Consider the following 26,068-nt stretch of genomic DNA (forward strand, 5'->3'; position numbering starts at 1 on the left):
AAGTATTGTATACGGGCAGGAGGGGCGTGGTATAATGATTAAAAGGTTTGTAAATTTAGAATTGAAAAGAGATAAAAATGCAGTATTTAAGCCGTTTTAATGTTTTTATCGAAAAGTGGATGCCGCTGGTTACGCCATCCTGTCTGTTCATTGGGGTTATTTTCGCGGCGTGGCTGGGTCGGTTTGCGCCATTGGTACCGTGGCTTTTTGCTTTTATGACCTTTGCGGGCAGCCTTAGTTCCGGGTTCCGGGATATGAAGAAGATCGCCATGCATCCGATTTCGCTGATCGTGGTTCTGCTGATCCTGCATATCGTGGTGCCGGTTACCGCTTTTCTGGTGGGCAGCCTGATTTTTGATGATCCGCTGCTGGTCACCGGGATCGTTCTGGAGTTCATTGTGCCCACAGGCATTGTGAGTCTGGTCTGGGTCAATATTTACCACGGCAATTCGGCGCTGACGCTCTCTATCATTCTCATAGATACGCTGGTCGCGCCCTTTCTGGTGCCCTTCAGCCTGCATGTGCTCATGGGTTCGGCAGTGGAGATTTCGGTTGCCGGCATGATGAAGGATCTGGTGCTGATGATCGCTGTTCCAGCGCTGCTGGCTATGGCACTCAATCATGCCACAAGGGGGCGTGTCAAGCATACACTGTCTCCAAAGCTTGCGCCTTTCAGTAAAATAGGACTCATTCTGGTCGTCATCATCAACTCTACCAAGGTCGCCCCTTTTTTCAGCCAGATGACGCCTGCTCTGCTGTTGGTAACTCTCGTCATCTTTTTGCTGGCAGTCAGTGGCTTTTTCTGGGGGTTTCTGGCCTCCAAAATCTTTAAGGAGGACAATGACGGGCGGGGCTCCATGATCTTTAACAGCGGTATGCGCAACATCAGCGCCGGGGCTGTGATCGCCGGGCAGTATTTTCCGCCCGAGGTCATGTTTCCAGTTATGATCGGGACTCTGTTTCAGCAGATTCTGGCTGCCATGGCGGGCTTCTGCCTGGACCGGCTAGCGAGCCGCGAACGTGTTGTCGAGAAAGTATCTTAATAAAGCTTGAAAATTTATCAATCTGCTCTCGTATGAGGGCTTTTTTTAGTGTATACTATATAGAAATACAAAAACGAAAGAGGGTGTGTACGGATGAAGATGATTTTATCGCCTGCCAAGAATCTCAGAACCTTTGAACTGCCAGGTGCGGTAACCAGTCTGCCGGTGTTTGAAGCAAAAACGGCAGAGCTGGCGGATATTCTTAAAGCCATGACAGAGGATGATTTTAAGGCGGCAATGCAGCTGAGTGATCAGCTGGCAGCTCTCAACAGAGATCGTTTTGCGGCATTTCGGTTTGATACAGACGGCACACCGGCCCTGCTGGCCTACGATGGACAGCAGTACAAAGCTCTGGCGGCCGAAACCTTCACGCCGGAGGACTGGCAGTACGCAAATGCGCATCTGCGGATTCTCGATGCTCTCTACGGTGTGCTGAAGCCCCTTGACAGCATTTATCCCTACCGGCTGGAAATGAAAAATAAAATTCTGAAAAAACAGTCCCTGTATGCCTTCTGGGGTGATTTGATCTACCGGGAGATTACAGGTGGGGGAGATCTGCCTATTGTGAACCTGACCTCCGGCGAGTATGGCAGGGCGGTCGAAAAGCATCTGAAATCTCCGGATGAAATGATTACCTGCACCTTTAAGGTCATGAAAAACGGCGAACCTAAAACTCATTCTACCCAGTCCAAGCAGGCAAGAGGCCTGATGGCAGGCTGGATTATCCGTAATCGGGCAAAGAGCACTGAGACATTAAGAGGCTTTGATGCGGATGGTTACCATCTGGATGAAGCGCTTTCGTCTGACAGTGAACTTGTCTTTGTGAAAGACCTTTCACAAAGGTGATTTTTTGATATTTCTTTGCTTTAGCTGTTCAGCATGATATAATAATCCCATACGCTTTAATGGAGTATAAGATAATTTTAAGTGTTATCAAAGATAATGATTTTAATTTAAGAAAACAGAGGTAAAACCATGGATACAAATGATAAACGCAAAATGTTGGCTCAGGCCATTCTATCAATCGAATCAGAAGAAGAATGTTTTGAACTGTTAGAGGATATCTGTACAATAAAAGAGGTTGACGATATGGCCAACCGTTTTCAAATCGCCCTTTTATTATATGAAGGAAAAACCTTTATCGACGTAGAAAACCAGACCGGCGCAAGCTCTGCGACCATCAGCCGTGTCAACCGCTGCCTGAAGCATGGAAAGGGGTACCGTCAGATTATCGAGAGGATGTTTGACCAAAATGAAGGTGAGGATTAATGAGAACTTTTAAAAAATCCAAAAAGCTGGACAACGTCTGTTATGATATCCGCGGACCGGTCGTAGAGGAAGCAGACAGGATGACGGCGGAGGGGATTGACATCATCATGCTCAATACTGGAAATCCGCCGACCTTCAACCTGAACGCTCCGGACGAGGTTATCCGTGATATTCGCTATAACCTCAGAAGCTCTGAGGCTTATTGCCACTCCAAGGGGATTTTCCCGGCACGAAAAGCCATTGTGCAGTATTATCAGACAAAGGGACTTATGGACCTGAATGAGGAGGATGTGTATATCGGAAACGGCTCCAGTGAGCTGGTCTCTTTCTGTATGCAGGCACTGGTGGACGACGGCGATGAGATTTTAATCCCGGCGCCGGATTATCCGCTCTGGACCGCCTGCGCCACTCTGGCAGGGGGCAGGGCTGTCCACTATATCTGTGACGAGGAGTCCAACTGGTATCCGGATCTCGAGGATATTCGAAAGAAGATTACGCCCAACACCAAGGGAATTGTCGTTATCAACCCCAACAACCCCACGGGGGCTGTTTATCCGAGGGAAATCCTTGAGGGAATTGTCAAGATTGCGGTTGAAAATGAGCTGATCATTTTTTCCGATGAGATTTATGACCAGATCATTTACGATGAAATCGAGCATGTGCCTATGGGAACCCTTACTGATGAAACCCTGGTGGTCACCCTCAATGGGCTGTCAAAATCCCACCGTGTTCCGGGCTTCAGAGTTGGATGGATGGTTTTTTCAGGAAACAGGGAAATGGCCAGAGACTATATCGAGGGTATCAATCTTCTGGCAACCATGCGTCTGTGTGCCAATGTTCCGGCCCAGTACGCTATCCAGACCTCCCTCGGCGGATATCAGAGTATCGACGACCTGGTGCGTCCGGGGGGACGTCTTTACGAGCAGCGCAACATTGTTTACAAGCGGCTCAACGAGATCCCGGGTATCAGCTGTGTCAAGCCTGACGGCGCGCTGTACTGTTTCCCGAAGATTGACATCAAACGCTTCAACATCACAGACGACGTTCAGTTTGCCCTGGATTTCCTCAAAAGGGAACGCGTGTTGCTGGTACAGGGCACAGGCTTTAACTGGGCCGAGCCCGACCATTTCAGAGTGGTTTTTCTGCCAGCGCCCACACAGCTTGAAGAAACCATGGACCGCCTTCAGCGCTTCATGAGCGGTTATATACAAGGATAATACAATTTTATGAGTAATCGAAAAAAACGTCTGCTCAGAGACAAGCAAAACGGAATTATCTCCGGCGTGTGCCAGGGGATCGGGGAATATCTGGGCGTCTCGCCCTGGATTTTCCGGGTATTATTTATTCTGCCCGTACTGCCGTTTGTACTCAATTTTATCTCCGGTGTGGTCAGCATTCTTCTCTATGTGCTTTTATCCGCAGTGATCAAGGATAAGGGCGGAAGCGCAGGAACAGGCCAGGATGACAACGTGGTAGAGGTTGAGTATGAGATTGTCGATGACGAAGACGATCAGAAAAAATCGGATAGTTAGGAATGTTCATGAAAATCACAATAAAGACGGAATCTCCTGAAGCCACAAGACGGCTGGGAGCAGATTTCGGCAGCCTGTTAAGCGGCCCTCATACCATCCTGCTGACAGGAGGTATGGGAGCTGGTAAAACGGCTGTCACTAAGGGGATTGTCGAAGGGATGGGCATCTTTGACGATGTCAGCAGTCCGACCTATACCCTGGTTAACGCCTATGAGGACGGGGATAAAAAGGTCTATCACTTTGACCTGTACCGCCTTGGGGACCCTGAGGAGCTATACGAAATGGGTTTTGAGGACTACCTGAGAGAGGGGTGCAGCCTGATCATTGAATGGCCTCAGGTGGCTTGTGACTATCCCTTTACATCCAAAATAATCTTTGTTCTGGATCAAACCGAAAAACCGGAGGAACGCCTCATTACTATTGAGACAGAGGAAGCAGCAGTCATTGACGGCCTTAAAGAATTGGGATGGTGAAAGTATGGAAAAGATAAAAACCAGTGTCATTATCCCCGCCGCCGGTCAGGGAACGCGCATGAATGCGCCCATCAACAAGCAGTACCTGACCCTGCGGGGAAAGCCGATTCTGTCCTATACGCTGGATGTTTTTGAGCGCTGCTCCCTCATAGATGAGATTATTCTGGTCATCAATAAAAATGAGTTTAAAATCTGCCGCCAGCAGGTTTTAAATCCTCACAGCTACTCCAAAATCAAACTGGTGGAGGGCGGATCGACCCGTCAGAAGTCTGTTTATGAGGGGCTGAAAAAGGTCAGCCCTCAGACCGATATTGTACTGGTCCATGACGGTGCAAGACCTCTGATCAAGGAGGATATCATTGTTCAGAGCATTTATGAAACCATCCAGCACAAGGCCACCATTGTGGCCGTACCAGCCAAAAACACCATTAAAGTTGTTGAGAAAGACGGCTTTGTGGAATATACTCCAAACAGAGACTTCCTGTTTGAGATCCAGACGCCCCAGACTTTTACCTATGATCTGCTTTTGGACGCCCACGAGAAGGCTATCCAGGAGGATGTGGAGGGCACCGACGATGCCTTTTTGGTTGAGCGCATGTGTGTGCCAGTCAAAATTGTCCGGGGACACTACAACAATATTAAAATAACGACACCTGAAGATCTGATCATCGCGGAGTCGCTCATTGACCTTTTTTCAGGAGAGCATTAGAAAAGACCATTTTCCAGCGGGAAAATGGTCTTTTTATATTTGAGCTTTTATAAAAGATTAAAGAAGATGCTGCCAAACACTCCGGCAACCATACCGCTCAGGAAATTGACGACATCATTGTTCATGATTTTAAAGCCTTTGACCAGCACCGCAGCCTCGCCGTGATGCTCGGTCTTTTCTGTCAGGCGGCCGCAGCTGGCACAGCGGTACTGAGCCTGAACCACAGCGCCCAGAATACTGTCGGTCACACAGCCCAGAAAACCGCTGACGGTGATAATGAGCACCCATGAAAGACGGAGAACCGGGAGCCCCCAAAACAGCCCGCCGGACAGGCAGAAAACCAGAGCAATGAACAGCGCGCCGGAAAACGAGGCGGCCATCCCCAGAGGACTCACAGCGCCTGAAGTACCAGCCTCCATGGGCTTAAAACCAATGATTGAAACCGGCGGCTTCCGGTTTAAAACGCCAATTTCCGAGGCCCAGGTATCCGCATTGGAGGAGGCAAAGGAGGCGGCAAAAATAATGAGGAAAACAGGATTCTGATAGAACCAGAAGAGGATTGCCGCTGCCATTCCCGGAGCACCGTTGGCAAAAACCTGTACGGCGTCGCGCTGGCCGCCTTTTTCATTGAGCTGCTGGGCAGCTTCCTTTTTACTGGATTTGATAAAGGTCAGCAGGCTGGAAGAAATGAAAAAGGCGATCATGGTCAGCCAGAACAGGAGGCCGCCGCAGAGGTAAATAACGGTGCCAAGCACCACTGCCGCCACAAAGCCGCTAAGGCTCAGGGCCTTTTTTTTATAGGCTGCAAAGCCAATGATGGCGCTCAGAAGAACGCCGAGTAGTAAAGCTTTCATTGATTACTCCTTAAAAAAACAGCTGGTATAGGAAAAAGGTAAGCAGAGGAACGGTCAGGTTATCAAGACCAAAGGGGGAGACAGCCTCTACTACCGTGGCAAAAACCGCAAGAATCAGGGCCTGAAGCAGGATGGTTCCCAGAAAGACTGGTGTTGCAGCCCAGAGGATCACGGTGCAGACCACAAAGGAAACTACCAGCATGGTCAGGCTGCCTACGTAGCTTTTGGTATTGCCGAAGATACGGTACGCCATTATGCCATAGCGTTTTCCAATGACTGCAGCCAGACCGTCACCATATCCCATGATAAAGACGCCGAGGGCCCCGGCATAGGGCGGGCTGTAGCCGCCAAAGCATAGGATGGTCAAAACCAGCAGGGAGATGGGGTAATAAACGGTACCCAGATCCCCTTTGCCCTCGTGGCGCTCCATGGCGCTGAACAGATCCTTCCGATAGGAAATAGCGTTAAGCACAATAAAGACTGCCGGCACCACGGATGCCCACACTACGTTATTAAAACAGGCCATGGCAATGAGCCACCAGTTAGATACACCAATGTGCACGAGCTTACGGGAGCCTTCTGTGGACAGCCCACGCTTTTGCAGCAGGGTGGACAGCCCCAGTATGATAAAAACATAGATAAAAGACAGAATGATCCCGAGAAGATTTGTGTCGATCATAAAGGGTTACCTCTCAAATTTCGAACCGCCTGGGTGCTTTGGCGGTAGAGTAAGAGCTGCCGTGCCTTTGGCACCACAGCCCTTTTGCTGAAGCAGTCGTATTGGTTGTCCCGGACAGCGGTCAGTATCTGGCGGTAGAGGACAGTGGCCAGGAGTACAGGCAGGCGGCTGTCTGCGTCAAACAGAGGAAGTCCCATCAGCGCTTTTTTATAGAGAAACTCGGATCGGCGGGCCTCATGTTCCCAGAGCTGTTTAAAGGTGTGGTTGACAGTCTGTCCGTGCAGTTCCTCGTCGGAGTAGCCGTAAAGCAGCTGGATTTCCCGGGGAATATAGACCCGTTTGTTTGTCAGATCCTCACCCACGTCCCGGAGGATATTGGTCAGCTGCATGGCCTTGCCGAGATCCACTGCGTTTTGCGTAAGAAGCCGGTGATGTTTTGAGAGCACAGGCAAGATCATGAGCCCGACACTGCCGGCGACATAGTAGCAGTAGCTCTCAAGGGCGGTTTGGGTAGCAGGCTGTTCAAAGTTTAAGTCCATACGCTGACCAGTGAGCATATCATCAAAGGGCAAAAAATCAATATTGTAGTGCTCAGCTGTGTGCCGGAGCGCCCGCCACATGGGCTCATCCGGGGTGAGCCCGGCTTTGAAAGCTTCAAAGGTTTCCTGAAAGGCTTCAAGCCCGCGGCGATCCTGTTGAATATCGGCCAGATCGTCAGCCCTGCGGCAAAAGGCATAAATGGCAAAGATGGATAAAGCTTTTTGACGGGGCAGCGCCGAGAAAGCCCGGTAAAAGCTTTTGGAATTTTCCTTGATCACGTCCTCACAGAAGGCGTAATCACGTTCGAGAGTGGCGTTCATAGCAGGCCGTCATCCCTTAAAAGCTCATCCACCGCCAGCTTGGCTGAGGTGAGGACAATGGGAACCCCGGCGCCGGGATGCACACTGCTGCCACAGAAGTAAAGCCCCTCACAGTGATCAGCCTTGTTGTGGGGACGAAAATAATTACTCTGGAACAGGGTTGGCTTCAGCCCAAAGGTCGCGCCGTTATAGGCGTGGAAAGTATCCTGGAAATCCAGCGGGGTCAGGCTTTTCTCAAAGACGATGTGGCTTTCGATATCCTCAAGTCCCGGGATGGCGGACAGCTTGTCCAGAATTTTTTCACGGTAGGCTTTGATGGTTCGGTTGTCCCATAAAACATCGCCCTTGGAGAGCTCGGATACTGGTACCAGTACATAAAGCGCCTCACAACCCTCAGGGGCCATGGACGCGTCGATTTTTGAGGGCAGATAAAGATAGATGGAAGGATCATCGGGCAGAGTATAGGTTTCAAAAATTTCACGGACATTCTGGTCAAAATCGCCGCCAAAGCGGATATTGTGCACTGCCAGATCCGGGATTTTTTTATCCAGCCCCAGGTAGAGCAGAAAGCAGGAGCAGGAGTATTCCAGCTCGTCGATCTTATCGTCCGTATATTTGCCCTTTGCCTCCACGTTATGAACCAGGGATTTCATGACATAGGGGAAATCCGCACTGCAGACGATGTAGTCCGGAGATTCCACAGTATCACCAATGTGGACGCCCACAGCCCGGCCGTTTTCAATATCGATGCAGTCAACCGGTGTGTCCAGCCGCAGGGTGCCGCCAAGCTCTTCAAAGAGACGCACCATGCCCTCAGCCATGGTATACATGCCGCCGGGCATGTACCACACGCCGTAGAGCAGCTCGATCATGGGAATGATGGTGTAAATCGAAGGACCCTGATAGGGTGAAATGCCAATATAAAGGGTCTGGAATGCCAGAGCCTTCCGCAGGTTTTCATTTTTTACAAATTTGGAAATCGAGGTGTAGGCGTCGTCAAAGGTCTTGAGCTTCATGGCGTTGGCCAGGGATTTGAGGTTATAAAAATCACCGCGGTCCCGGAAGGATTTATCAATAAACTCATCCTTGGCTACCAGATAGCGTTTGTAGACATCAGCCAGATAGTTAAAATAGCCGAGAGTATCCTCGGGACTGATGGATTCCAGCATGCCTGTCAGCTCGGTCAGTTCTGAGGATACCCGCTGCTGCTCGCCGTCTGAAAAAGTGAGGACATACATTGGGTCCAGCCGTTTCATGGGAATGTAATCCTCGGGGTTTCTTCCGGCGTATTCAAAAATTTCTCTGTAAATATCGGGCATCATGACAATGGTCGGTCCCACGTCAAAGGTAAAGCCCTGTTCTTTGATCTGGTTCATTTTACCGCCAGCCTGGGGCAGGCGTTCGCAGATATCGACCTCATAGCCGTTTTTTAAGAGGCGGATGCCGGCGGCGAGTCCGGCTGTCCCGGCACCTATAATTGTAACTTTTTTGGCCAAATTAATCAGCTCCTTATCGTTTTGTTTAAAGGTTATATACCCTTAAACCGAAAAAGGAAACTATTAAGCGATGTAGCAAATACTAAACCTATAGGAATAAATCAAGCCTTCTGGCTATTTTAGACAGTGCCGAACCAGCTCAGGAGGCACTGTACGGATCAGCTCAAGGGCGGCGTTGGTGTCGTAAAGCCAGGCCTCTGCCTGATCTCTTGGAATAACGACTGGCATCCGGTTGTGGATCTCGGCAACCAGACTGACAGGCTCTCTGGTCAGAATAACAAATTCGCGGGTATCGCCTGTCTCACGGTAGATGCCTGCCAGATAAATGAGGGAAGGGCCACTGCCCTCAAAGACAAAAAGCTTTTTCTCCGGCGTCCACTCATAAAAGCCTTCGGCGGGGACCAGACAACGGCGGTTTAAAAAATCTTCCCGGAAAGTCTCTTTTTCAAGCAGTGTTTCGGAGCGGGCATTGATGATTAAAGCTTTGCGGTAGGGATTGGGATAACCCCACTTCATGACTGTTGGCACCCTTCCGTTTTTATCTCCGGCGATATAAACCGGTGCGTACTCGGAGGGAGCGATGTCGCCCTTTGACGCAGGTGCTTTGGTCTCTGCACTCATCAGAGCCTGCCAGAGCCTCCGGGCTTCCGTATCGGTTTTATGTGAGAATAGGGTGTAACGTCCGCACATAGACAGACCTCCTTTATAATGCTGCCCGTATTATAAACCGGGCAGCTGAAAACAGGCTTTAGTTTAGCTGGCGTGTTTACGGGCGAAAGCTGCCGTTCCTGCGAGGACTGCCGCCAGCAGGGTAAAGGGCAGGACTGGTGAGGCGGCGTTATCTGTACTGGTTTTGGGGTTGACTGGGCTGGCTGTGGTTACTGGCTGTGGTACCTCTGGTTCATCGGCCGGTGACTCGCCCGGTGCAGCGAGCGTACCGCTATAGACAGCATTGTTATGGCTGTCATAGGCAGTAACACGAACGCCGAGTGTTTTGCCGGCCATGCTTTCATCAATGGGAATATCATGTTTAAATTCAAGCTCAGAAGGGCCCGACGCGCGTACCAGTGTATCGACAGGCTTGTCAATATTTAGGTCGACACCATCGCCAGTGATATCATAATGAAGACGGGTAATTTTATTGTTCAGGGTATAGGAATTGTCGCCGTTGTCGACAATATCCTCAGAGGCCAGTTGAATGGGCGCAGTAACGCCATAGATTGCAAGAGTTTCTCCGGCATCTCCGCAGGTAATGCCATCTTTGGTGTCGAGGTCTGCCGCGGTGACAATATCGGCTGTATTGTAGTTGTTTTCATCCGTAGCACCTGCGATTACCTCAGCCCGGGTAATGGCAACCTTTTGCCCGGCGGGCAGCGCCTCCAGCTCTGCCTTAACAGTATTGCCGCCGATCGTGAGAGAGGGTTCTCCAATACTGTAATAGTAATAAGCCATACGGTCGGGACTGTCAATAGCGCCCTGGGCCTGGAGAGCGCCGAGCTCAACGCTGTAGCTGGAGCTTGACTTTTTCAGGTTGTACAAAACACAGTGGACCTTGCCGGAAGCGTACTCGGCCGCATCAGCAGCGCGCCATTCAGGTAGGATCTCACAGAAAATACTTTGTGACCAGTAGCCGGGAAAGGGATCGCTGTAAACACGGTAGCCGTTATCGTCTGCCCAGGTTTTTACAAAATTAAAGTGTTCATCTGGAGAAAAACGTGCCAGTACCTTGTTTTCAGAAACGCCGATGGTGATGGCCTTTTGAGTCTGGGCGAGTACTGTGGAGTCTTGTTCCTCCAGCGTAACTGTGATGGTGTAATTCCCCTCAGAAAGCTCTGGATAGGCCGCACCATTTGCGTCCCGCCATTTCATCTGGTCAATCTCATTGCCTCCTGCGATCATAGCATAAAAAGATTTATCATTATAGTAGCATTTGATAGAGGCGTTGTTAAAGTCGCTCCCATTAACTGGGTCGGTGCTGATCAGCTCTGGCATGCCGGAGCTTTTGATATCCTCTGTGGTAACCGGACTGTAGTAATTCAGATTGTTGGGTAGATAAAGACTTGTGTTTCCCTTGACCGAGGTAGTGACATTTCTGACTGAAGTGCCGTCTGCATCTGTCAGCGAAACGGTCAGGACAGCGTCATCTGGCAGACTGCTTCTGTTTTCGATGCTGCCGAGAACATAAAAGCTTCTGCCAGGGGCGATGGTGGTTTCTGCTTCAGAGGGTGTTTCAATGCTCAGGGATGCGGAGGGCGCAGCCGCAGCGCCGGCCTCCTCAGCTAAAACGCCAAAGGGCCAGACGAGCAGTGTCAATGCCACAAAAGCACAGCAAAAAAGCCTTGAGAAGCGGCTTTTTAAATGGAATGATCTTGCATTTGATTTCATAATAAACCTCTCCTTTTAAATGTAATCATAAAAATAGTATATCATTTGAAAAGGCCCGTAACAACCGGCTTTTGCCGTCTTGAAAAACACTTGAAGAATTCAGGAAGATGTTTCTGCTTCATTCTTTTTTCAGAAGGGAATTAATACTTTCCTTTTAAGCCAAAAAAAGCTATAATATTATATAATGAACAATAAATAATGGGTAAATAGGACATTTGCCCGGCCTTAGAACATCAAAGATACGAAGATTTGGAGGATTATCGATGATGGAATTTGATAAAGAATTATTAACAAAAATGTATTATAGAATGAACCAGGCCCGCTTTTTTGAAGAAAAGGTAGCCTGGCTGTTTTCAAGGGGACAGGTCCATGGGACCACCCATCTGTCTATGGGACAGGAAGGCTCTGCAGTAGGGGCCTGTCTGGCTTTGGACGAGGGAGACCTTGTGTCTCTGACACATCGCGGCCACTCCCAGGCCATTGGCTTTGGCCTTGACGTCAAGCTGATGATGGCGGAATTTTTAGGCAAGGAAACCGGCTACTGCAAGGGTAAGGGCGGTTCCATGCACATCGCGGATTTGAAATCCGGAAATATCGGAGCCAATGGCGTGGTCGGCGGTGGTTATCCACTGTCCTGCGGCGCGGCATTGACTCAGAAATACAAAAAAACCGGCAAGGTTGTGCTCTGCTTTGCAGGCGACGGGTCGACCAATGAGGGGAACTTTCATGAATCTCTGAATCTGGCATCGGTCTGGAAGCTGCCGGTCATTTTTTATGTTGAAAACAACCTGTACGGCATGTCAACCCCCATCGAAAAGCATATGAATATCGAAAACATTTCGGACCGTGCGGCGGCTTATGGCATTCCAGGGCTTACCATTGACGGCAACGACATAATCGAGGTTTATAAAATTGTCAGAAAAGCCCGTCAGTACGCTCATTCCGGCAAGGGCCCTGTGCTCATCGAGAGCAAGACCTACCGCTACAATGGCCATTCCAAGAGCGACGCCCAGGTTTACCGGAGCAAGGAGGAAGTAGAGGCATGGCGGCAGAAAGACCCCATCACCCGCTTTGAGCGGTACCTGGAAGAAGATAAGGTCATGCTACCGGATCAGATGGTACAGATAAAGGAAGCGGCGTACCAGAGTATTGAGGACGCTGTAGAATTTGCAAAAAACAGTCCTGAACCGCCAGTTACCGCAGTTCTGGAAGACGTATACGCTTAGGAGGTGCTTTTTATGGAAATGCAGGAAATGACTTATCGTGAAGCAATCCGCCTGGCCATGTCAGAGGAGATGCGGCGCGACAATGATGTGATTTTTATGGGAGAGGATATCGGCGTTTACGGCGGGGGCTTTGGTGTCTCTGTTGGCATGATCGACGAGTTCGGTGAGGAGCGCGTCATGGATACGCCTATCTCTGAATCAGTAATCGTAGGTGCAGCTGCGGGAGCAGCTGTGACAGGACTACGCCCCATTTGTGAAATGATGTTTATGGATTTTATCTCGTTTGGGATGGATTCTTTAGTTAACCAGGCGGCCAAGCTGCGCTATATGTTCGGCGGTGAGGCCCAGGTGCCAATGGTTGTGCGTCTGCCGTCAGGCTCCGGCACAGGAGCGGCGGCTCAGCACTGCCAGACGCTGGAGGCATGGATGTGCCATGTGCCGGGGCTTAAGGTGGTCACGCCGTCCACTCCGGCTCAGGCAAAGGGACTTTTAAAAGCAGCCATCCGGGATAATAATCCGGTCTGTTTCATTGAACATAAGCTTCTTTACAAAATGAAAGGTATGGTGCCCGTTGATGACAATTACCTCATTCCCATTGGTGAGACATTTGTGGAGCGCCAGGGAACAGACGCCACCATTGTGGCATGGGGCACACTGCTTGTGAAGGCCATGGAGGCCGCAGAAAAGCTGGCGGAGGAAGGTATTGAGGTAGAGATTGTCAATCCGATGACGCTTTATCCCATGGATATGGGGCCCATTATGGAATCCGTCAGGAAGACTGGCCGTCTGATCATTGCCCACGAGGCAGCCAAAACCGGCGGAGTTGGCGGAGAGATCGCTGCACGGATTGCAGAGAGTGACTGCTTTGACTATATGGACGCGCCAATTATCCGTCTCGGCGGACTGGACGTGCCCATTCCATATAACCGTAATCTGGAAGCCGCTGTGGTACCACAGATAGAAGATCTTATGGATGCCGTTTATCAGGTAGTCGGATGCGACGATTAAATAGAAAGGGATTACAAATATGGCAGCAGATATTATTTTACCAAAGCTAGGAATGGACATGCAGTCCGGAACCATAATGACATGGTATAAAAACGAGGGAGACACCGTCAAAAAAGGTGAACCGCTGTTTGAGCTCATGACCGATAAAGTCAATATCGAGGTTGAGGCCGAGGATAATGGTGTCCTTCTGAAACGCTACTATGAAACAGGCGTGGAACTACCGGTATTTACAGTCATCGGCTGTATCGGTGAGGCTGGAGAACAGGTGCCGGAGCATCAGACGGTTTCGCTGCGCGGCAATATGCAGAGCCCGGGCCACCTCACAGATGAGGACCGCGCAGCGCTGAAGGCCATGCGCAGCTCTACCCGCGAGGGATTTTCAAGCGCGGGCAAAACCATACGCGCCACACCGTCCGCCAGACGTTTGGCGGCAGAGCATAAGATTGATCTGGCAAACGTAGCTGGCAGCGGCCCTAAAGGGCGTATTCAGGTAGAGGATATCGAGGCATTGCTGGAAGTATCCAAAAAAGTAGAGAAAACCGAGGTGCCTCAGCAAAAAGTCTTTACTGAACCAGAGGAAAAAAAGATTGAGGCATCAAGCGTTCCAGAGGAAACCAATGAGTTGGCTGACGAACCGGAAAGCATTGTGGCTGAAGAAACCGAAGAAGCCTTTACCGCAGAGCCGAATCCGGGAATGACCGGAGCCCTTGATATGACCCTTGAGGACCTGGTAGCTGGGATGGGCAGCCTTGAAGCCGAGCTGGGCAGCGAAGCCCATGAGGAGGATGTCATGGAGGGTGCTGCTCAAAAGGCGGAAACAGAGGCAGAAGAAGGGCCACATGCAATCAGTGCGTCACCGCTGGCCGAAAAAATAGCGGCGGTCGAAAATATTGACATTCACAGTATTCCCGAGGGCAGCGGTCCGGACGGACGCATCATGAAGGAGGATGTCCTGAAAGCCATGGCCGAAGGATCAATCCGCCATGAAAGCGTGATTGAGGAGGTTGAGGTTCAGGAGAGAGCACCTGAGGAAGAGGAAACCACCGAAGAACCCATCCTGGCAGAACCGGAGCCGAAGCCTGAAAAACAGAAAGAACAGTCAGAGCCCGACAATAGAGATGAAGAAGAGAGCATTGTCGTCACAGGCCCTGAGCCAACCACCCCGGTGTCTGAGGAAGCAAAAGGAGCAGCTGATAAACCGCCGGTAAACGGCAGACTTGAAGCCATGCCGTCAAAACGCAGAATTATTGCGGACCGCATGGTAAAGAGCAATCTTGAAAACGCAGTGATCACCCTGACAACAGAGGTAGATATGACCGAGGTTAAGGACCTGCGCAAGAAAATCAGCAAAAAAGTTGAGAAGGAAACAGGCTATCGCTGTACCTATACGGATTTCCTGCTGGTTTCCGTTTCAAGAGCCTTAATGGAGCATCCCTATATCAACAGCAGTCTGTGTGAGGACGGCGTTGTGCTGCATGATTTTGTAAATCTGGGCATGGCTGTGGGAATGGATGATGGCCTGATCGTCCCTGTTATCCGCGACGCCCATGCCGCAAGTTTTTCCGAAATGGTCGAAAAACGCAGCGAGCTGCTCAAGCTTGTCAAGGCGAAAAAACTGACAGGCGACCATTTTAAGGACAGCACTTTTACAGTAACCAATCTGGGCATGTATGGTATCCTGGAATTCACAGCTATTATCAACCAGCCCAACAGCGCGATTCTGAGCGTGGGCGAGGTGGTAGACAGGGTTCGTATCTTCAAAGGCGAGCCGACTCCGAGATCTATAATGAAGATCAGTCTGAATCTGGATCACCGCGTGGCAGACGGCATGGCAGGAGCCAAATTCCTCCAGACTGTCAAGAGCTATATGGAAAACCCGGCCCTGCTGTTATTTTGAATGGGTAGAAAGAGTCAGAGAAAATGAGTGAGAGTAAAGATTTTAAACATTATGACCTGGTGGTACTGGGCGGGGGATTCGGTGGCTATACCGCAGCCATAAGAGCCGCCCAGCTTGGAAAAAAGGCCGCGGTAATTGAAGAAGACCGCCTTGGCGGCACCTGCCTGAATGTCGGCTGTATTCCCACTAAATTTATGCTTCAGAACGCGAAGATTATAAAAGCCTGTGACGGCGCGGCAAAGCGCGGCGTTGTCATGTCACAGCCAAGCGTCAACATGGCGCAGATGATTAAAAATAAAGATGAAAAGGTCCGCCGGCTGGGAGGCGGCATCAAAATGCTGTTAAAAAGCAACGGGGTGGACGTCTATCAGGGAACTGGCGAGGTTTTTCCGGACTATTCCGCTAAAATTACGGATATGGAGGGCGGAGAGGAAATCATCGGCTGGGAAAAGCTGGTCATCGCTACCGGCTCCAACCCCGCCATTCCCGATTTGTTCAGGGATATTCCTGGGCTGCTGACCAACCGCGAGGCTCTGAACCTTCCGTATCTGCCCAAGGAGCTCATCATTGTGGGCGGCGGTGTGGTGGGTTGTGAGTTTGCCACCATTTTCAGTATTTTTGGCACAAAGGTGACCATGCTGCAAAACGGCAGCACCCTGATCAATGGCTTTGATAAGGAGGGTACCGCCTGTGTAGAGGAAAGCCTGGTTAAAAACGGCGTTACCATTCATTACAACGCCTTTGTCCGGGATATTTACAAGGATTCCGCTTCCAACTTCCACCTGGAGGTTGAGATGCGCAATGAGGAACAGCCAAAAAGCTTTTGCTGCGCCGATGTGCTCATGGCCACCGGACGCTGTGCAAACTTAAAAGGGCTGGACAGCCTGAACCTTGAGCTTGACCGCGGCTGGGTAGATGTCAATGATTACCTTGAAACCTCTGTAGCAGACGTCTACGCCATTGGAGACGTGACAGCCAAATCCCATCTTGCCCACGGCGCGTCCGCTATGGCCATGCGGGCCGTTGAGAACATGTTTGGCGGCAGACCCACTAAGATGAACTACAGCCTGATTCCCTCCTGCGTGTATACCCTTCCCGAGGTGGCCTCAGTCGGTATGCGGGAGGAAGCTGCGAGAGAAGCCTATTCAAACGTCAGGGTGGGGAGCTTCCCCATGAGCGCCAGCGGCCGAGCGCTGATCCGTGATGAAAGCCAGGGCTTTGTCAAGGTCATCACCGAGGATAAATACGGTGAGATTCTGGGCATTCACGTCGCCGGTCCAGGCGCTACAGAGCTGATCACTCAAGCCGAGACCATCATGGCTCTGGAGGGAACCATTGAGGATATGTGCCGGATCATCTATCCGCATCCCACCATCTCCGAAGCTCTGTTTGAGGCGGCTATGGATACCTTTGGCATGTCCATCCATCTGCCGAAGAAAGAAGCCTGAAAAGCCTATGAGAACACTGGGAAACATCATCTGGTTTCTGTTTGGCGGGTTGATTTGTGCCCTGGGATGGGTGATTTCAGGCTTGATCTGCTGTGTGACCATCATCGGTATACCTGTTGGGCTCCAGGCCTTTAAATTCGCCAGCTTTGTGCTCTGGCCTTTCGGGCGGGATATTGATTTCAGCGGAATGGGTACAGGCTCTTTTCTGGTGAATATCCTCTGGATCATCTTTTTTGGGTGGGAGCTGGCGCTTGCCTCACTGGCCTTTGGTCTTGTCTACTGCGTTACCATTGTGGGAATTCCTTTTGGCCTTCAGCATTTTAAATTTATGAAGCTGGCACTGATGCCCTTCGGCGCGGAAATTATTACAATTGATTGACGATTAACAGAAAATACTGGCTGAAAAGGGCTTGACAAAGCGTGATTAACGGATAAACTATATACATTAACTCATCAAGGAGGAAAAATGGCAGAAAGAGAAACAATTCTGATCATCGATTTTGGTGCCCAGTATAACCAGCTCATCGCCCGCCGGGTGCGTGAAGCAAGCGTTTATTCTGAGGTGGTACCCTACGATGTATCCATTGAAAGAATTAAGGAAATCAATCCAAAGGGGATCATCTTTACAGGGGGTCCTTCCAGTGTTCACGAAGAGGGCGCTCCAAAGTGTAACCCGGATATCTATACATTGGGGATTCCTGTGCTGGGAATTTGTTACGGCGCCCAGCTTATGGCCCAGCAGCTGGGGGGAGACACCGACTCGGCTGAGATCCGCGAATATGGCAAAAAAGCTGTGAAAATCGGGAAAAAAGACAGCGTGCTGTTCAAGGATGTCAAAGACGATTCCATAGTATGGATGAGCCACACCAATTATATCGCTCAGGTCCCCGATGGCTTTGAGATTGCAGCCACCACCGAAACCTGCCCGGTAGCCGCCATGGAAAACGCAGGGGCAAAAATGTATGCTGTGCAGTTTCATCCAGAGGTAGAGCACAGCCAATACGGAAAAGAGCTGCTTCGCAACTTCATCTACGATGTCTGCGGCTGCCAGGGCCTGTGGACCATGGAAAACTTCATCGAAGAGCAGATAAAGGCTATCCGCGAACGAGTCGGTGATAAAAAGGTGCTCTGTGCTCTGAGCGGCGGTGTGGATTCATCTGTAGCCTCAACCCTGGTGCACCGCGCCATCGGTGACCAGCTGACCTGTATCTTTGTGGACCACGGTCTGCTGCGTAAAGACGAAGGCGACCAGGTTGAGGAGATTTTTAAAAATCGTTTTAAGATGAACTTTATCCGTGTCAACTGCGAAGACCGCTTTCTCGGCAAGCTGGCCGGCATAGATGATCCTGAACGCAAGCGCAAGATCATCGGCGAAGAGTTTATCCGTGTTTTTGAAGAAGAATCCAGCAAGCTGAAAAATATTGATTACCTTCTCCAGGGAACCATTTATCCAGATGTTATCGAGAGCGGCACCAAAAACGCCGCAGTAATCAAAAGCCACCACAATGTTGGCGGCCTGCCCGAGGATGTGGATTTTGAGCTCATTGAGCCTCTCCGCAACCTTTTCAAGGACGAAGTCCGCGAGCTTGGCGAGGAGCTTGGGCTCGACCATGACTTGGTTTGGCGCCAGCCCTTCCCAGGCCCGGGTTTAGCCATCCGCGTTATGGGCGAAGTCACCAAGGAAAAGCTTGATCTGCTGCGCGAAGCTGATTTTGTTTTCCGCGATGAAATCGCAAAAGCCGGTCTGGACGAAGAAATCTGGCAGTACTTTGCGGTCCTTCCAGGTAACCGCAGCGTCGGCGTCATGGGCGACGAACGGACCTACGACTACACTGTTGGTCTGAGAGCCGTCACCTCTGTCGATGGTATGACTTCTGACTGGGCAAGAATCCCCTTCGATGTAATGGAAAGTATCTCTACCCGCATTGTCAATGAAGTTCCCCACGTTAACCGTATCGTGTACGATATTACGAGCAAGCCGCCATCAACGATTGAATGGGAATAGATAATAAAACAACAAAACCCTCGAAAGGTTTATACAAAACCCTTTCGAGGGTTTATTTTATTGTATAAGATTTATGATATTTTAACAAAAATCAAAAAATATTAACAAAATATTTACTTAGCCCTGTATATAATCATATACAGGGCTAAGCTCAAAAGAAGTAACCGGCACGAAGACGCTTTGTATATATGTCCGTTATCCGTTTTGTGGAGAATCAGATAAAGACATATTTATTTTATGTGGACATGTATCATGAAAATGCGCATTTATTCTTTCTTAATATCTTTTTTAAATTATGTACACTTTATTTATATGAAAACAGATAGAATAAACTGGCAATATCAAATAGGCAAACAGGAGGAATAAAAAAATGATGGATGTAATTATGGTAGGGACATTGATTGTCTGTATCGTTTCAATGCTGGGCTTCACTGTTTTTTGCAGTAAGCAGGTAGACAAAAAAAGTCCTGTCAAAAAGGAGGAATAGAGAATGCTGGTACTTGGAATTATTATTGTGGCAATGTTTGGTTATCTCACCTACGCACTCATAAATCCAGAAAAATTTTAAAAATAAAACATATTGCTGAGATGGCAGTAGCACTAAAATAAAAAAAGAGATGAAGGAGTATTAAATGTTACAAGTTGCTTTAACTTTAGCATTGTTTGTGATTATTATTTTTCCGTTGGGAACATATATTTATCACATCGCAACCAATAAAAAGACCTTTGCTGATCCGGTCTTTGACAGAGTTGACAATGCCATTTATAAAGTATGCGGCGTCGATATGGATCGACAGATGAACTGGAAACAGTATGCTGTTGCTCTGGTCGTCACAAATGCTTTTATGATTTTTATTGGTTACATCATTTTAAGAATTCAGTTTTTACCTGTTTTCAACCCAAATGGGATTGAGGGAATGGAAGCCAGTTTGTCATTTAACACAATCATTAGTTTTATGACCAATACAAACCTCCAGCATTACTCGGGTGAATCCGGCCTTTCCTATTTGAGCCAGATGCTTGTCATTATTTACATGATGTTTGTTTCAGCGGCCTCGGGTTACGGCGTTTGCGTGGCGTTTATCAGGGGTCTGGCTGGCGGTAAAGACGGCAGAAAAGCCATGGGAAACTTTTATGCGGATCTTATCCGTATCACTACCCGCGTTTTATTGCCGTTATCCATTATTTTGGGGACTTTCCTTATTTCTCAAGGGGTTCCGCAAACATTATTGGGAACCGCAACGGTTGCTTCCTTGGAAGGTGGTTTGCAGGATATTGCGCGCGGACCTGTTGCGGCGCTTGAAATTATCAAGCATTTAGGCACAAACGGCGGTGGATTCCTTGGCGCGAATTCATCAACACCGATTGAAAATCCAACGATTTTAACAAATATCTGTGAATTATTATCAATGATGATCATTCCAGGCGCTCTGGTCGTTGCCTTTGGTCTTATGATCAAGGACAAAAAGCAGGGATGGATGGTATTTGGAGCAATGGCCATTATTTTCGTAATTGGCCTTGGCGTATGTATGACGGCTGAACACGCCGGCAATCCGGCACTGGCAGAAGTAGGCTTAAACCAGAGCATGGGTAATTTTGAAGGGAAAGAAGTCCGTTTTGGGATTGACCAGTCAGCACTGTTTACAACGGTTACCACCTCGTTTACAACAGGTACTGTTAATAATATGCATGATTCCCTGACACCTCTTGGCGGCATGGTTCCGCTGCTTCATATGATGCTGAACTGCGTATTTGGCGGCGAGGGCGTCGGATTGATGAATATTTTGACCTATGCAGTGCTGACGGTCTTTATCTGCGGGTTAATGGTTGGCCGTACACCTGAATTCCTGACAAAGAAAATTGAAAGCAGGGAAGTAAAACTGGCGGCGCTGGTGATCATTATCCATCCACTGCTGATTTTAGGCTTTTCAGCCTTGGCGGTATCCGTACAGGCTGGTCTTGACGGCATTACGAATCCAGGCTTCCATGGGTTATCCCAGGTGCTTTATGAATATGCTTCTTCGGCCGCCAACAATGGTTCTGGCTTTGAAGGGCTTGCTGATAACTCAGTGTTCTGGAATGTTACAGCCGGCCTGGCAATGTTCTTTGGCCGTTATTTAGCGATTATCCTTCAGCTGGCTTTTGCAAGCTCCCTGATGAATAAAGCGTCTGTCAGCGTAAGCGCAGGCACGATGAAAACAAACAATGTTATGTTCATGATTTTGCTGGTTTTAATCGTCTATGTAGTCGGCGCGCTGACATTCTTCCCGGCTCTGGCACTTGGACCAATTGCAGAGCATCTTACATTGTGGTTCTAATAAAGGAAGGATTATAAATGAGTAAACAAGAAAAACAAACGAAATTTATAACAAGAGATATACTCAAAGATGCCTTGATTGGATCTGTTAAAAAACTAAATCCGGCCTACATGATTAAAAATCCAGTTATGTTTGTTGTTGAAATTGGATTTTTTATCTCACTGATACTGACCATTTTTCCAACTTTATTTGGAGATATTGGGGATGTCAGTCATCTGAGGCTTTATAATGGCATCGTAGCAGTTATTTTGTTGATTACGGTTCTTTTTGCAAATTTTGCTGAATCGGTAGCAGAAGGACGAGGCCGCGCACAGGCAGAATCATTAAAGAAAACCAAAAAAGACACACAGGCCAGAGTTATCAGAGCAGATGGAAGTGAAGAAACATTGAGCTCAAATGAACTCAAGAAGGGCGATATTGTCTTTGTTAAGGCAGGAGAGATGATTCCGAACGACGGTGAGGTTATCGAAGGGATAGCATCAGTGGATGAATCGGCGATTACTGGTGAATCAGCGCCGGTAGTGCGTGAAGCGGGAGGCGACTTTGCTTCTGTCACTGGTGGGACAACAGTTGTCAGCGATTGGCTGAAAATTAGAATTACAGCGGACCCGGGTGAATCCTTTTTAGACAAGATGATCAAGCTGGTTGAAGGCGCTTCACGTCAGAAAACACCAAATGAGGTTGCTTTGACAACTCTGTTAGTTGGCTTAACCATCATTTTCTTATTGGTAATTGTCACATTGTATCCGCTTGCGGGCTATTCCGGTGTTCAGATTCCGATTTCGACGATGATTGCTCTGGCAGTTTGCCTTATACCAACGACCATCGGAGCGCTGCTCTCTGCAATTGGTATTGCCGGAATGGATCGTGTTACCCGGTTTAATGTTATCGCAATGTCCGGTAAGGCCGTTGAAGCCTGCGGAGATGTCAATACAATGATCCTGGATAAAACAGGGACGATTACCTATGGCAACCGCTTAGCGGCGGATTTTATCCCTGTTGGTGTAGAAAGTAAAAACGATTTAACGGATTATGCTGTGATGTGCTCTATCAATGATGAGACGCCAGAAGGGAAATCGACAGTTGAATTAGGCAAACAGCTCAATACAAAGGGTATAACAGAGGAAGCAAAAAATGCAGAATTTATTGAGTTCTCTGCTCAAACACGAATGAGCGGCATAGATCTGCCCGATGGTACAACAATCCGTAAGGGTGCTTCGGATGCTATTATAGACCGCGTCAAAAAAATGGGTGGTGTCATTCCAAGAGATCTTGAAGAAACCGTAAATAATGTTGCGGCTCTTGGCGGAACACCTCTGGTAGTGTGTGTTAATGAGCGCATCTATGGGGTTATCTATCTGAAGGATACGGTAAAGCCTGGATTGGTAGAACGTTTTGACCGCCTCCGCCAGATGGGGATTAAAACCGTTATGTGTACTGGGGACAATCCTCTGACAGCGGCCACCATTGCGAAGGAAGCAGGAGTTGACAGCTTTATCGCAGAATGTAAGCCAGAAGATAAGATTGAAGCTATCAAGAAAGAACAGGCTGAAGGAAAGCTGGTGGCAATGACCGGTGACGGAACAAATGACGCCCCGGCACTGGCGCAGGCAGATGTCGGCTTGGCAATGAACAGTGGGACAACGGCTGCAAAAGAAGCCGCAAATATGGTGGATCTTGATTCAAACCCGACCAAAATTCTCGAAGTTGTTGAGATTGGAAAGCAGCTGTTAATCACACGTGGCGCCTTGACAACTTTCAGTATTGCCAACGACATCGCGAAATACTTTGCTATTATTCCGGCGATGTTTACATTGGCAATTCCTCAGATGCAGATTCTTAACATTATGCATTTGTCTACTCCCTACAGTGCTATTTTATCAGCGTTAATTTTTAATGCGGTGATTATTCCACTTTTAATCCCGTTAGCAATGCGCGGCGTCAAGTATAAGCCCATGAAATCAGAATCCATGCTGCTGCGCAACATTCTGATATATGGCCTTGGAGGCGTGATTGTGCCTTTTATAGGGATAAAACTCATAGACCTGATCATTGCGCCACTGGTCATGGCGATCGGGCTGGGAATATAAGAAAGGATTGATTTATAATGAAAGAAATCATCACGACAACGCTAAAGCCTGCTTTATTAGTAACCATTGTTTTACTGGTAATATGTGGTTTGCTTTATCCGCTCGCGCTGACAGGTATTGGACAGCTTGCCTTTAACCATCAGGCGAACGGCAGCATTATCACCGTTAACGGCAAGGAAGTGGGATCAGAACATGTTGGTCAGCAGTTTACAGAGCCATATTTCCTGAAGGGACGTGTCTCTGCCTATAATTATAACACTTACACAGAAGAAGACTTGCAGATAGATCCGGAAACGGGAGAGGCGAACTACACAGGCGTCGCATCAGGCGGTTCAAACTATGGAAACAGTAACCCTGAGCTGCAGGCCCGCGTGGAAGAAAGCATCAATGAATTTTTAGCGGCCAATCCAGGTGTCAAACGCGAGGACATTCCAGCTGATCTGATGACAGCCTCTGGTTCTGGGCTCGACCCGGATATCTCACCGGCATCTGCTGAGATTCAGGTGCCAGCTGTTTCAAAGGCAAGCGGTATTCCGGAGGATGAGCTGCGGCAAATGATTGCCGATAATACGGAAGGTAAGGTTTTAGGCATTTTTGGTCAGGACCGTGTTAATGTGTTAAAAGTAAATATTGAGATTGCTCAAAAAATGGGCCTTTTATAAACCTGAGAAGAACATCATAATTTTAAGCAGTAACATTTCTGTAAAATAACAGCCGTATATGAGCCAGCAATATTTTGTCTGGCAAGCATATACGGTTTTTTTGATTTTTTGAAAAAAACGCTTGACTTGAAGTGAACTTCAAGTGCTAAGCTAGGGGATGTAGAAAAGAGGGAATAAAATGACAGAAAAATCAAAGGAATACTTTAGTGGACTTTTTTCAGAAAACGACGGGAGCCTGTTTGGGACAGATCCTGAGTTTACAGATTTTTTCAGCCGTTTCGCGTTCGATGAAGTGCCAAACCAGGATGATTTGGACACGCATACCCGTACATTGGCGATTTTGGCAGCACTGATCGGCTGCCAGGGCGTAGAATTGTTCAGGGACATGCTGCCTGAAGCCATAGATTACAAAGTGACACCCGTTGAGGTGAAGGAAATGATCTATCAGGCAACGGCCTATCTTGGAATCGGCCGGGTATATCCCTTTCTAAGGGCAGCCAATAAGGAATTTACAGACCTGGGTGTAAAGCTGCCATTGCCAGGGCAGGCAACAATAACGGCAAATGACCGTGTTGAAGCCGGAGAGCAGCTTCAGGTCGATATTTTTGGTGAGCAGATGAAAGGTTTCGCTGAATCTGGCCCTGAGGAGAGCCGGCATATCAATAAGTGGCTGTCAGGCAATTGCTTTGGGGATTATTATACCAGGACAGGGCTTGATCAGCGCGAGCGTGAAATGATCACCTTTTGCTTTTTAGCTGCCCAGGGGGGCTGTGAGCCGCAGCTCATAAGCCATGCGGCGGCTAACATGCGTATTGGTAATGATAAGGCATTTCTAATTAAAGTTATTTCCCAGTGTATCCCTTATATTGGGTATCCACGCAGTCTAAACGCACTGCGGTGTGTCAGCGAGGCAGAAAAAGAATAAGCATAAGAAGGAGTTAGTGAAAATGATTTATAAAGAATTTCAGGATTTAAAACTTTCAGCCCTGGGGTTTGGCGCGATGCGCCTTCCAGTAAAAGATAATGACCCGAATGCGGCCATTGATGAGGCAGCAGCTGCGAAAATGGTTGACGAAGCCATTAAAAATGGGATCAACTATTTTGATACGGCGTATGGCTACCATAACGGCCAGTCAGAGATTGTGATGGGAAAAATATTGAGCAATTACCCGCGTGAAAGCTACTATCTGGCCACCAAATTTCCAGGCTACGACCTGTCCAATATGAGCCGGGTAGAGGCGATTTTTGAGGAACAGCTGAGAAAATGCGGAGTTGATTACTTTGATTTTTACCTGTTCCACAATGTGTATGAAAAAAATATTGATCCCTATATGGATGAAAAGAACGGGATAATGGAATACCTCCTGAAGCAGAAGGCTGCGGGCCGGATAAAACATCTGGGATTTTCTGCCCAAGGCAGGTATGATACCATCAAACGCTTTCTGGAGGCCTACAGCGACCATCTGGAGTTTTGCCAGATACAGCTGAATTATCTGGACTGGACCCTTCAGGACGCCAAGGCCAAGGTAGAGCTGCTCAATGAATATCATATGCCGATCTGGGTGATGGAGCCGCTTCGCGGCGGTAAGCTGGCAAGCCTTTCGGATGAGAATATGGCAAAACTCAGAGCATTTCGTCCGGAAGCAGGCGCACCGGAGTGGGCGTTTCGATTTTTACAGTCGATCCCTGAGGTGACAATGGTACTTTCGGGCATGTCGAATGAAGAACAGCTAAGGGTCAATATGGCAGTCTATGAGGAGGAAAAACCGGTAAATGAGCAGGAGCTGGACTGTCTCATGGAGGTGGCAGACAGCATGGTGGACAGTCTCCCGTGTACAGCATGCCGCTACTGCACCACCTATTGCCCCAAAGAACTGGATATTCCAACCATTCTATCACTTTATAATGACGCCCGCTTTACCAACAGTGTTATCACACAGATGGCCGTGGGCGCCATGCCGGAAGAAAAACAGCCGAGTGCCTGCATTGGCTGTAAAAGCTGTGAGGAGGTCTGTCCGCAGCAGCTCAAAATTTCCTCGGCCATGACTGATTTTGTGGATATACTAAACCAGCCAGCTGGGTTATAATAGGTTATGAAAGTACGAACATAAACA

The 26,068-nt window shown here is 48.6% G+C and carries 25 protein-coding genes; 19 read left to right on the forward strand and 6 right to left on the reverse strand.

Annotated elements, in window-relative coordinates:
- The first annotated feature begins 77 nt into the window (after positions 1-77).
- The 7 genes from BUC22_RS06105 (at position 78) to ispD (ending at position 5,026) form a co-directional block, all read left to right on the forward strand.
- A complete protein-coding gene (locus BUC22_RS06105) occupies positions 78-1,043 on the forward strand; it encodes a bile acid:sodium symporter family protein (protein ID WP_073382601.1) in 966 nt (321 codons plus the stop codon).
- A gap of 93 nt (positions 1,044-1,136) precedes the next feature.
- Entirely contained in the window at positions 1,137-1,889 is a 753-nt protein-coding gene (gene yaaA, locus BUC22_RS06110) for a peroxide stress protein YaaA (protein ID WP_013379419.1), read from the forward strand.
- 129 nt (positions 1,890-2,018) lie between these two features.
- On the forward strand, positions 2,019-2,312 hold the full coding sequence (locus BUC22_RS06115) for a YerC/YecD family TrpR-related protein (RefSeq protein ID WP_013379420.1): 294 nt from the start codon (positions 2,019-2,021) through the stop codon (positions 2,310-2,312).
- Complete coding sequence (locus BUC22_RS06120) at positions 2,312-3,529, forward strand: pyridoxal phosphate-dependent aminotransferase (protein WP_073382604.1); 1,218 nt, start codon at positions 2,312-2,314, stop codon at positions 3,527-3,529. The genes BUC22_RS06115 and BUC22_RS06120 overlap by 1 nt, the downstream gene beginning before the upstream one ends.
- Before the next feature lie 9 nt (positions 3,530-3,538).
- Entirely contained in the window at positions 3,539-3,844 is a 306-nt protein-coding gene (locus BUC22_RS06125; protein WP_013379422.1) for a PspC domain-containing protein, read from the forward strand.
- An 8-nt stretch (positions 3,845-3,852) separates the two neighbouring features.
- Positions 3,853-4,317, forward strand: a complete 465-nt coding sequence (gene tsaE / locus BUC22_RS06130) for a tRNA (adenosine(37)-N6)-threonylcarbamoyltransferase complex ATPase subunit type 1 TsaE (protein ID WP_013379423.1) — start codon at positions 3,853-3,855, stop codon at positions 4,315-4,317.
- Positions 4,318-4,321: 4 nt separating this feature from the next.
- The gene (ispD, locus tag BUC22_RS06135; protein ID WP_041690090.1) at positions 4,322-5,026 is read left to right on the forward strand and encodes a 2-C-methyl-D-erythritol 4-phosphate cytidylyltransferase; all 705 of its coding nucleotides are present in this window, start codon (positions 4,322-4,324) and stop codon (positions 5,024-5,026) included.
- Positions 5,027-5,073: 47 nt separating this feature from the next.
- Here the strand turns inward: ispD and BUC22_RS06140 are convergent, their stop codons facing one another.
- From BUC22_RS06140 to BUC22_RS06165, 6 genes are all read right to left on the reverse strand, one after another.
- Positions 5,074-5,880 (reverse strand): DUF92 domain-containing protein, encoded by an 807-nt coding sequence (locus tag BUC22_RS06140; RefSeq protein WP_013379425.1) that lies wholly within the window; start codon positions 5,878-5,880, stop codon positions 5,074-5,076.
- 10 nt (positions 5,881-5,890) lie between these two features.
- Entirely contained in the window at positions 5,891-6,559 is a 669-nt protein-coding gene (locus BUC22_RS06145) for a diacylglycerol/polyprenol kinase family protein (protein WP_013379426.1), read from the reverse strand.
- Positions 6,556-7,419, reverse strand: coding sequence for a phytoene/squalene synthase family protein (locus BUC22_RS06150; protein ID WP_013379427.1), 864 nt, complete (start codon positions 7,417-7,419; stop codon positions 6,556-6,558). The genes BUC22_RS06145 and BUC22_RS06150 overlap by 4 nt, the downstream gene beginning before the upstream one ends.
- Positions 7,416-8,915, reverse strand: coding sequence for a phytoene desaturase family protein (locus BUC22_RS06155; protein WP_013379428.1), 1,500 nt, complete (start codon positions 8,913-8,915; stop codon positions 7,416-7,418). The genes BUC22_RS06150 and BUC22_RS06155 overlap by 4 nt, the downstream gene beginning before the upstream one ends.
- 114 nt (positions 8,916-9,029) lie before the next feature.
- Positions 9,030-9,605, reverse strand: coding sequence for an SOS response-associated peptidase (locus BUC22_RS06160; RefSeq protein ID WP_013379429.1), 576 nt, complete (start codon positions 9,603-9,605; stop codon positions 9,030-9,032).
- Between the two features lie 63 nt (positions 9,606-9,668).
- A complete protein-coding gene (locus BUC22_RS06165; protein ID WP_013379430.1) occupies positions 9,669-11,300 on the reverse strand; it encodes a hypothetical protein in 1,632 nt (543 codons plus the stop codon).
- 263 nt (positions 11,301-11,563) lie between these two features.
- Between BUC22_RS06165 and BUC22_RS06170 the strand changes: the two genes are divergently transcribed.
- The 12 genes from BUC22_RS06170 (at position 11,564) to BUC22_RS06225 (ending at position 26,041) form a co-directional block, all read left to right on the forward strand.
- On the forward strand, positions 11,564-12,526 hold the full coding sequence (locus tag BUC22_RS06170; protein WP_013379431.1) for a thiamine pyrophosphate-dependent dehydrogenase E1 component subunit alpha: 963 nt from the start codon (positions 11,564-11,566) through the stop codon (positions 12,524-12,526).
- Between the two features lie 18 nt (positions 12,527-12,544).
- The gene (locus BUC22_RS06175; RefSeq protein ID WP_337926971.1) at positions 12,545-13,534 is read left to right on the forward strand and encodes an alpha-ketoacid dehydrogenase subunit beta; all 990 of its coding nucleotides are present in this window, start codon (positions 12,545-12,547) and stop codon (positions 13,532-13,534) included.
- 19 nt (positions 13,535-13,553) lie between these two features.
- Complete coding sequence (locus BUC22_RS06180) at positions 13,554-15,431, forward strand: 2-oxo acid dehydrogenase subunit E2 (protein ID WP_013379433.1); 1,878 nt, start codon at positions 13,554-13,556, stop codon at positions 15,429-15,431.
- A gap of 23 nt (positions 15,432-15,454) precedes the next feature.
- Positions 15,455-16,879, forward strand: a complete 1,425-nt coding sequence (gene lpdA, locus BUC22_RS06185; protein ID WP_013379434.1) for a dihydrolipoyl dehydrogenase — start codon at positions 15,455-15,457, stop codon at positions 16,877-16,879.
- Positions 16,880-16,886: 7 nt separating this feature from the next.
- The gene (locus BUC22_RS06190; RefSeq protein WP_013379435.1) at positions 16,887-17,258 is read left to right on the forward strand and encodes a YccF domain-containing protein; all 372 of its coding nucleotides are present in this window, start codon (positions 16,887-16,889) and stop codon (positions 17,256-17,258) included.
- An 87-nt stretch (positions 17,259-17,345) separates the two neighbouring features.
- Positions 17,346-18,884: a glutamine-hydrolyzing GMP synthase gene (gene guaA / locus BUC22_RS06195; protein WP_013379436.1), complete on the forward strand. Its 1,539-nt coding sequence runs from the start codon at positions 17,346-17,348 to the stop codon at positions 18,882-18,884.
- 490 nt (positions 18,885-19,374) lie between these two features.
- Entirely contained in the window at positions 19,375-19,452 is a 78-nt protein-coding gene (gene kdpF, locus BUC22_RS22595) for a K(+)-transporting ATPase subunit F (RefSeq protein ID WP_013379440.1), read from the forward strand.
- A 64-nt stretch (positions 19,453-19,516) separates the two neighbouring features.
- Positions 19,517-21,202, forward strand: a complete 1,686-nt coding sequence (gene kdpA, locus BUC22_RS06205) for a potassium-transporting ATPase subunit KdpA (protein WP_013379441.1) — start codon at positions 19,517-19,519, stop codon at positions 21,200-21,202.
- Between the two features lie 17 nt (positions 21,203-21,219).
- Positions 21,220-23,292, forward strand: coding sequence for a potassium-transporting ATPase subunit KdpB (kdpB, locus tag BUC22_RS06210; protein ID WP_013379442.1), 2,073 nt, complete (start codon positions 21,220-21,222; stop codon positions 23,290-23,292).
- A gap of 17 nt (positions 23,293-23,309) precedes the next feature.
- Positions 23,310-23,954 (forward strand): K(+)-transporting ATPase subunit C, encoded by a 645-nt coding sequence (locus BUC22_RS06215; RefSeq protein WP_013379443.1) that lies wholly within the window; start codon positions 23,310-23,312, stop codon positions 23,952-23,954.
- 178 nt (positions 23,955-24,132) lie between these two features.
- On the forward strand, positions 24,133-24,879 hold the full coding sequence (locus tag BUC22_RS06220; RefSeq protein WP_013379444.1) for a carboxymuconolactone decarboxylase family protein: 747 nt from the start codon (positions 24,133-24,135) through the stop codon (positions 24,877-24,879).
- Positions 24,880-24,901: 22 nt separating this feature from the next.
- Positions 24,902-26,041 (forward strand): aldo/keto reductase, encoded by a 1,140-nt coding sequence (locus BUC22_RS06225; RefSeq protein ID WP_073382606.1) that lies wholly within the window; start codon positions 24,902-24,904, stop codon positions 26,039-26,041.
- Positions 26,042-26,068: the final 27 nt, after the last annotated feature.

The organism is Eubacterium callanderi (assembly GCF_900142645.1).
GTDB lineage: Bacteria > Bacillota > Clostridia > Eubacteriales > Eubacteriaceae > Eubacterium > Eubacterium callanderi.

Coding starts and splice junctions, on each gene's coding strand:
- BUC22_RS06105 (WP_073382601.1), top strand. CDS start 78: ATGCAGTATTTAAGCCGTTTTAATGTTTTTATCGAAAAGTGGATGCCG.
- yaaA (WP_013379419.1), top strand. CDS start 1,137: ATGAAGATGATTTTATCGCCTGCCAAGAATCTCAGAACCTTTGAACTG.
- BUC22_RS06115 (WP_013379420.1), top strand. CDS start 2,019: ATGGATACAAATGATAAACGCAAAATGTTGGCTCAGGCCATTCTATCA.
- BUC22_RS06120 (WP_073382604.1), top strand. CDS start 2,312: ATGAGAACTTTTAAAAAATCCAAAAAGCTGGACAACGTCTGTTATGAT.
- BUC22_RS06125 (WP_013379422.1), top strand. CDS start 3,539: ATGAGTAATCGAAAAAAACGTCTGCTCAGAGACAAGCAAAACGGAATT.
- tsaE (WP_013379423.1), top strand. CDS start 3,853: ATGAAAATCACAATAAAGACGGAATCTCCTGAAGCCACAAGACGGCTG.
- ispD (WP_041690090.1), top strand. CDS start 4,322: ATGGAAAAGATAAAAACCAGTGTCATTATCCCCGCCGCCGGTCAGGGA.
- BUC22_RS06140 (WP_013379425.1), bottom strand. CDS start 5,880: ATGAAAGCTTTACTACTCGGCGTTCTTCTGAGCGCCATCATTGGCTTT.
- BUC22_RS06145 (WP_013379426.1), bottom strand. CDS start 6,559: ATGATCGACACAAATCTTCTCGGGATCATTCTGTCTTTTATCTATGTT.
- BUC22_RS06150 (WP_013379427.1), bottom strand. CDS start 7,419: ATGAACGCCACTCTCGAACGTGATTACGCCTTCTGTGAGGACGTGATC.
- BUC22_RS06160 (WP_013379429.1), bottom strand. CDS start 9,605: ATGTGCGGACGTTACACCCTATTCTCACATAAAACCGATACGGAAGCC.
- BUC22_RS06165 (WP_013379430.1), bottom strand. CDS start 11,300: ATGAAATCAAATGCAAGATCATTCCATTTAAAAAGCCGCTTCTCAAGG.
- BUC22_RS06170 (WP_013379431.1), top strand. CDS start 11,564: ATGATGGAATTTGATAAAGAATTATTAACAAAAATGTATTATAGAATG.
- BUC22_RS06175 (WP_337926971.1), top strand. CDS start 12,545: ATGCAGGAAATGACTTATCGTGAAGCAATCCGCCTGGCCATGTCAGAG.
- BUC22_RS06180 (WP_013379433.1), top strand. CDS start 13,554: ATGGCAGCAGATATTATTTTACCAAAGCTAGGAATGGACATGCAGTCC.
- lpdA (WP_013379434.1), top strand. CDS start 15,455: ATGAGTGAGAGTAAAGATTTTAAACATTATGACCTGGTGGTACTGGGC.
- BUC22_RS06190 (WP_013379435.1), top strand. CDS start 16,887: ATGAGAACACTGGGAAACATCATCTGGTTTCTGTTTGGCGGGTTGATT.
- guaA (WP_013379436.1), top strand. CDS start 17,346: ATGGCAGAAAGAGAAACAATTCTGATCATCGATTTTGGTGCCCAGTAT.
- kdpF (WP_013379440.1), top strand. CDS start 19,375: ATGCTGGTACTTGGAATTATTATTGTGGCAATGTTTGGTTATCTCACC.
- kdpA (WP_013379441.1), top strand. CDS start 19,517: ATGTTACAAGTTGCTTTAACTTTAGCATTGTTTGTGATTATTATTTTT.
- kdpB (WP_013379442.1), top strand. CDS start 21,220: ATGAGTAAACAAGAAAAACAAACGAAATTTATAACAAGAGATATACTC.
- BUC22_RS06215 (WP_013379443.1), top strand. CDS start 23,310: ATGAAAGAAATCATCACGACAACGCTAAAGCCTGCTTTATTAGTAACC.
- BUC22_RS06220 (WP_013379444.1), top strand. CDS start 24,133: ATGACAGAAAAATCAAAGGAATACTTTAGTGGACTTTTTTCAGAAAAC.
- BUC22_RS06225 (WP_073382606.1), top strand. CDS start 24,902: ATGATTTATAAAGAATTTCAGGATTTAAAACTTTCAGCCCTGGGGTTT.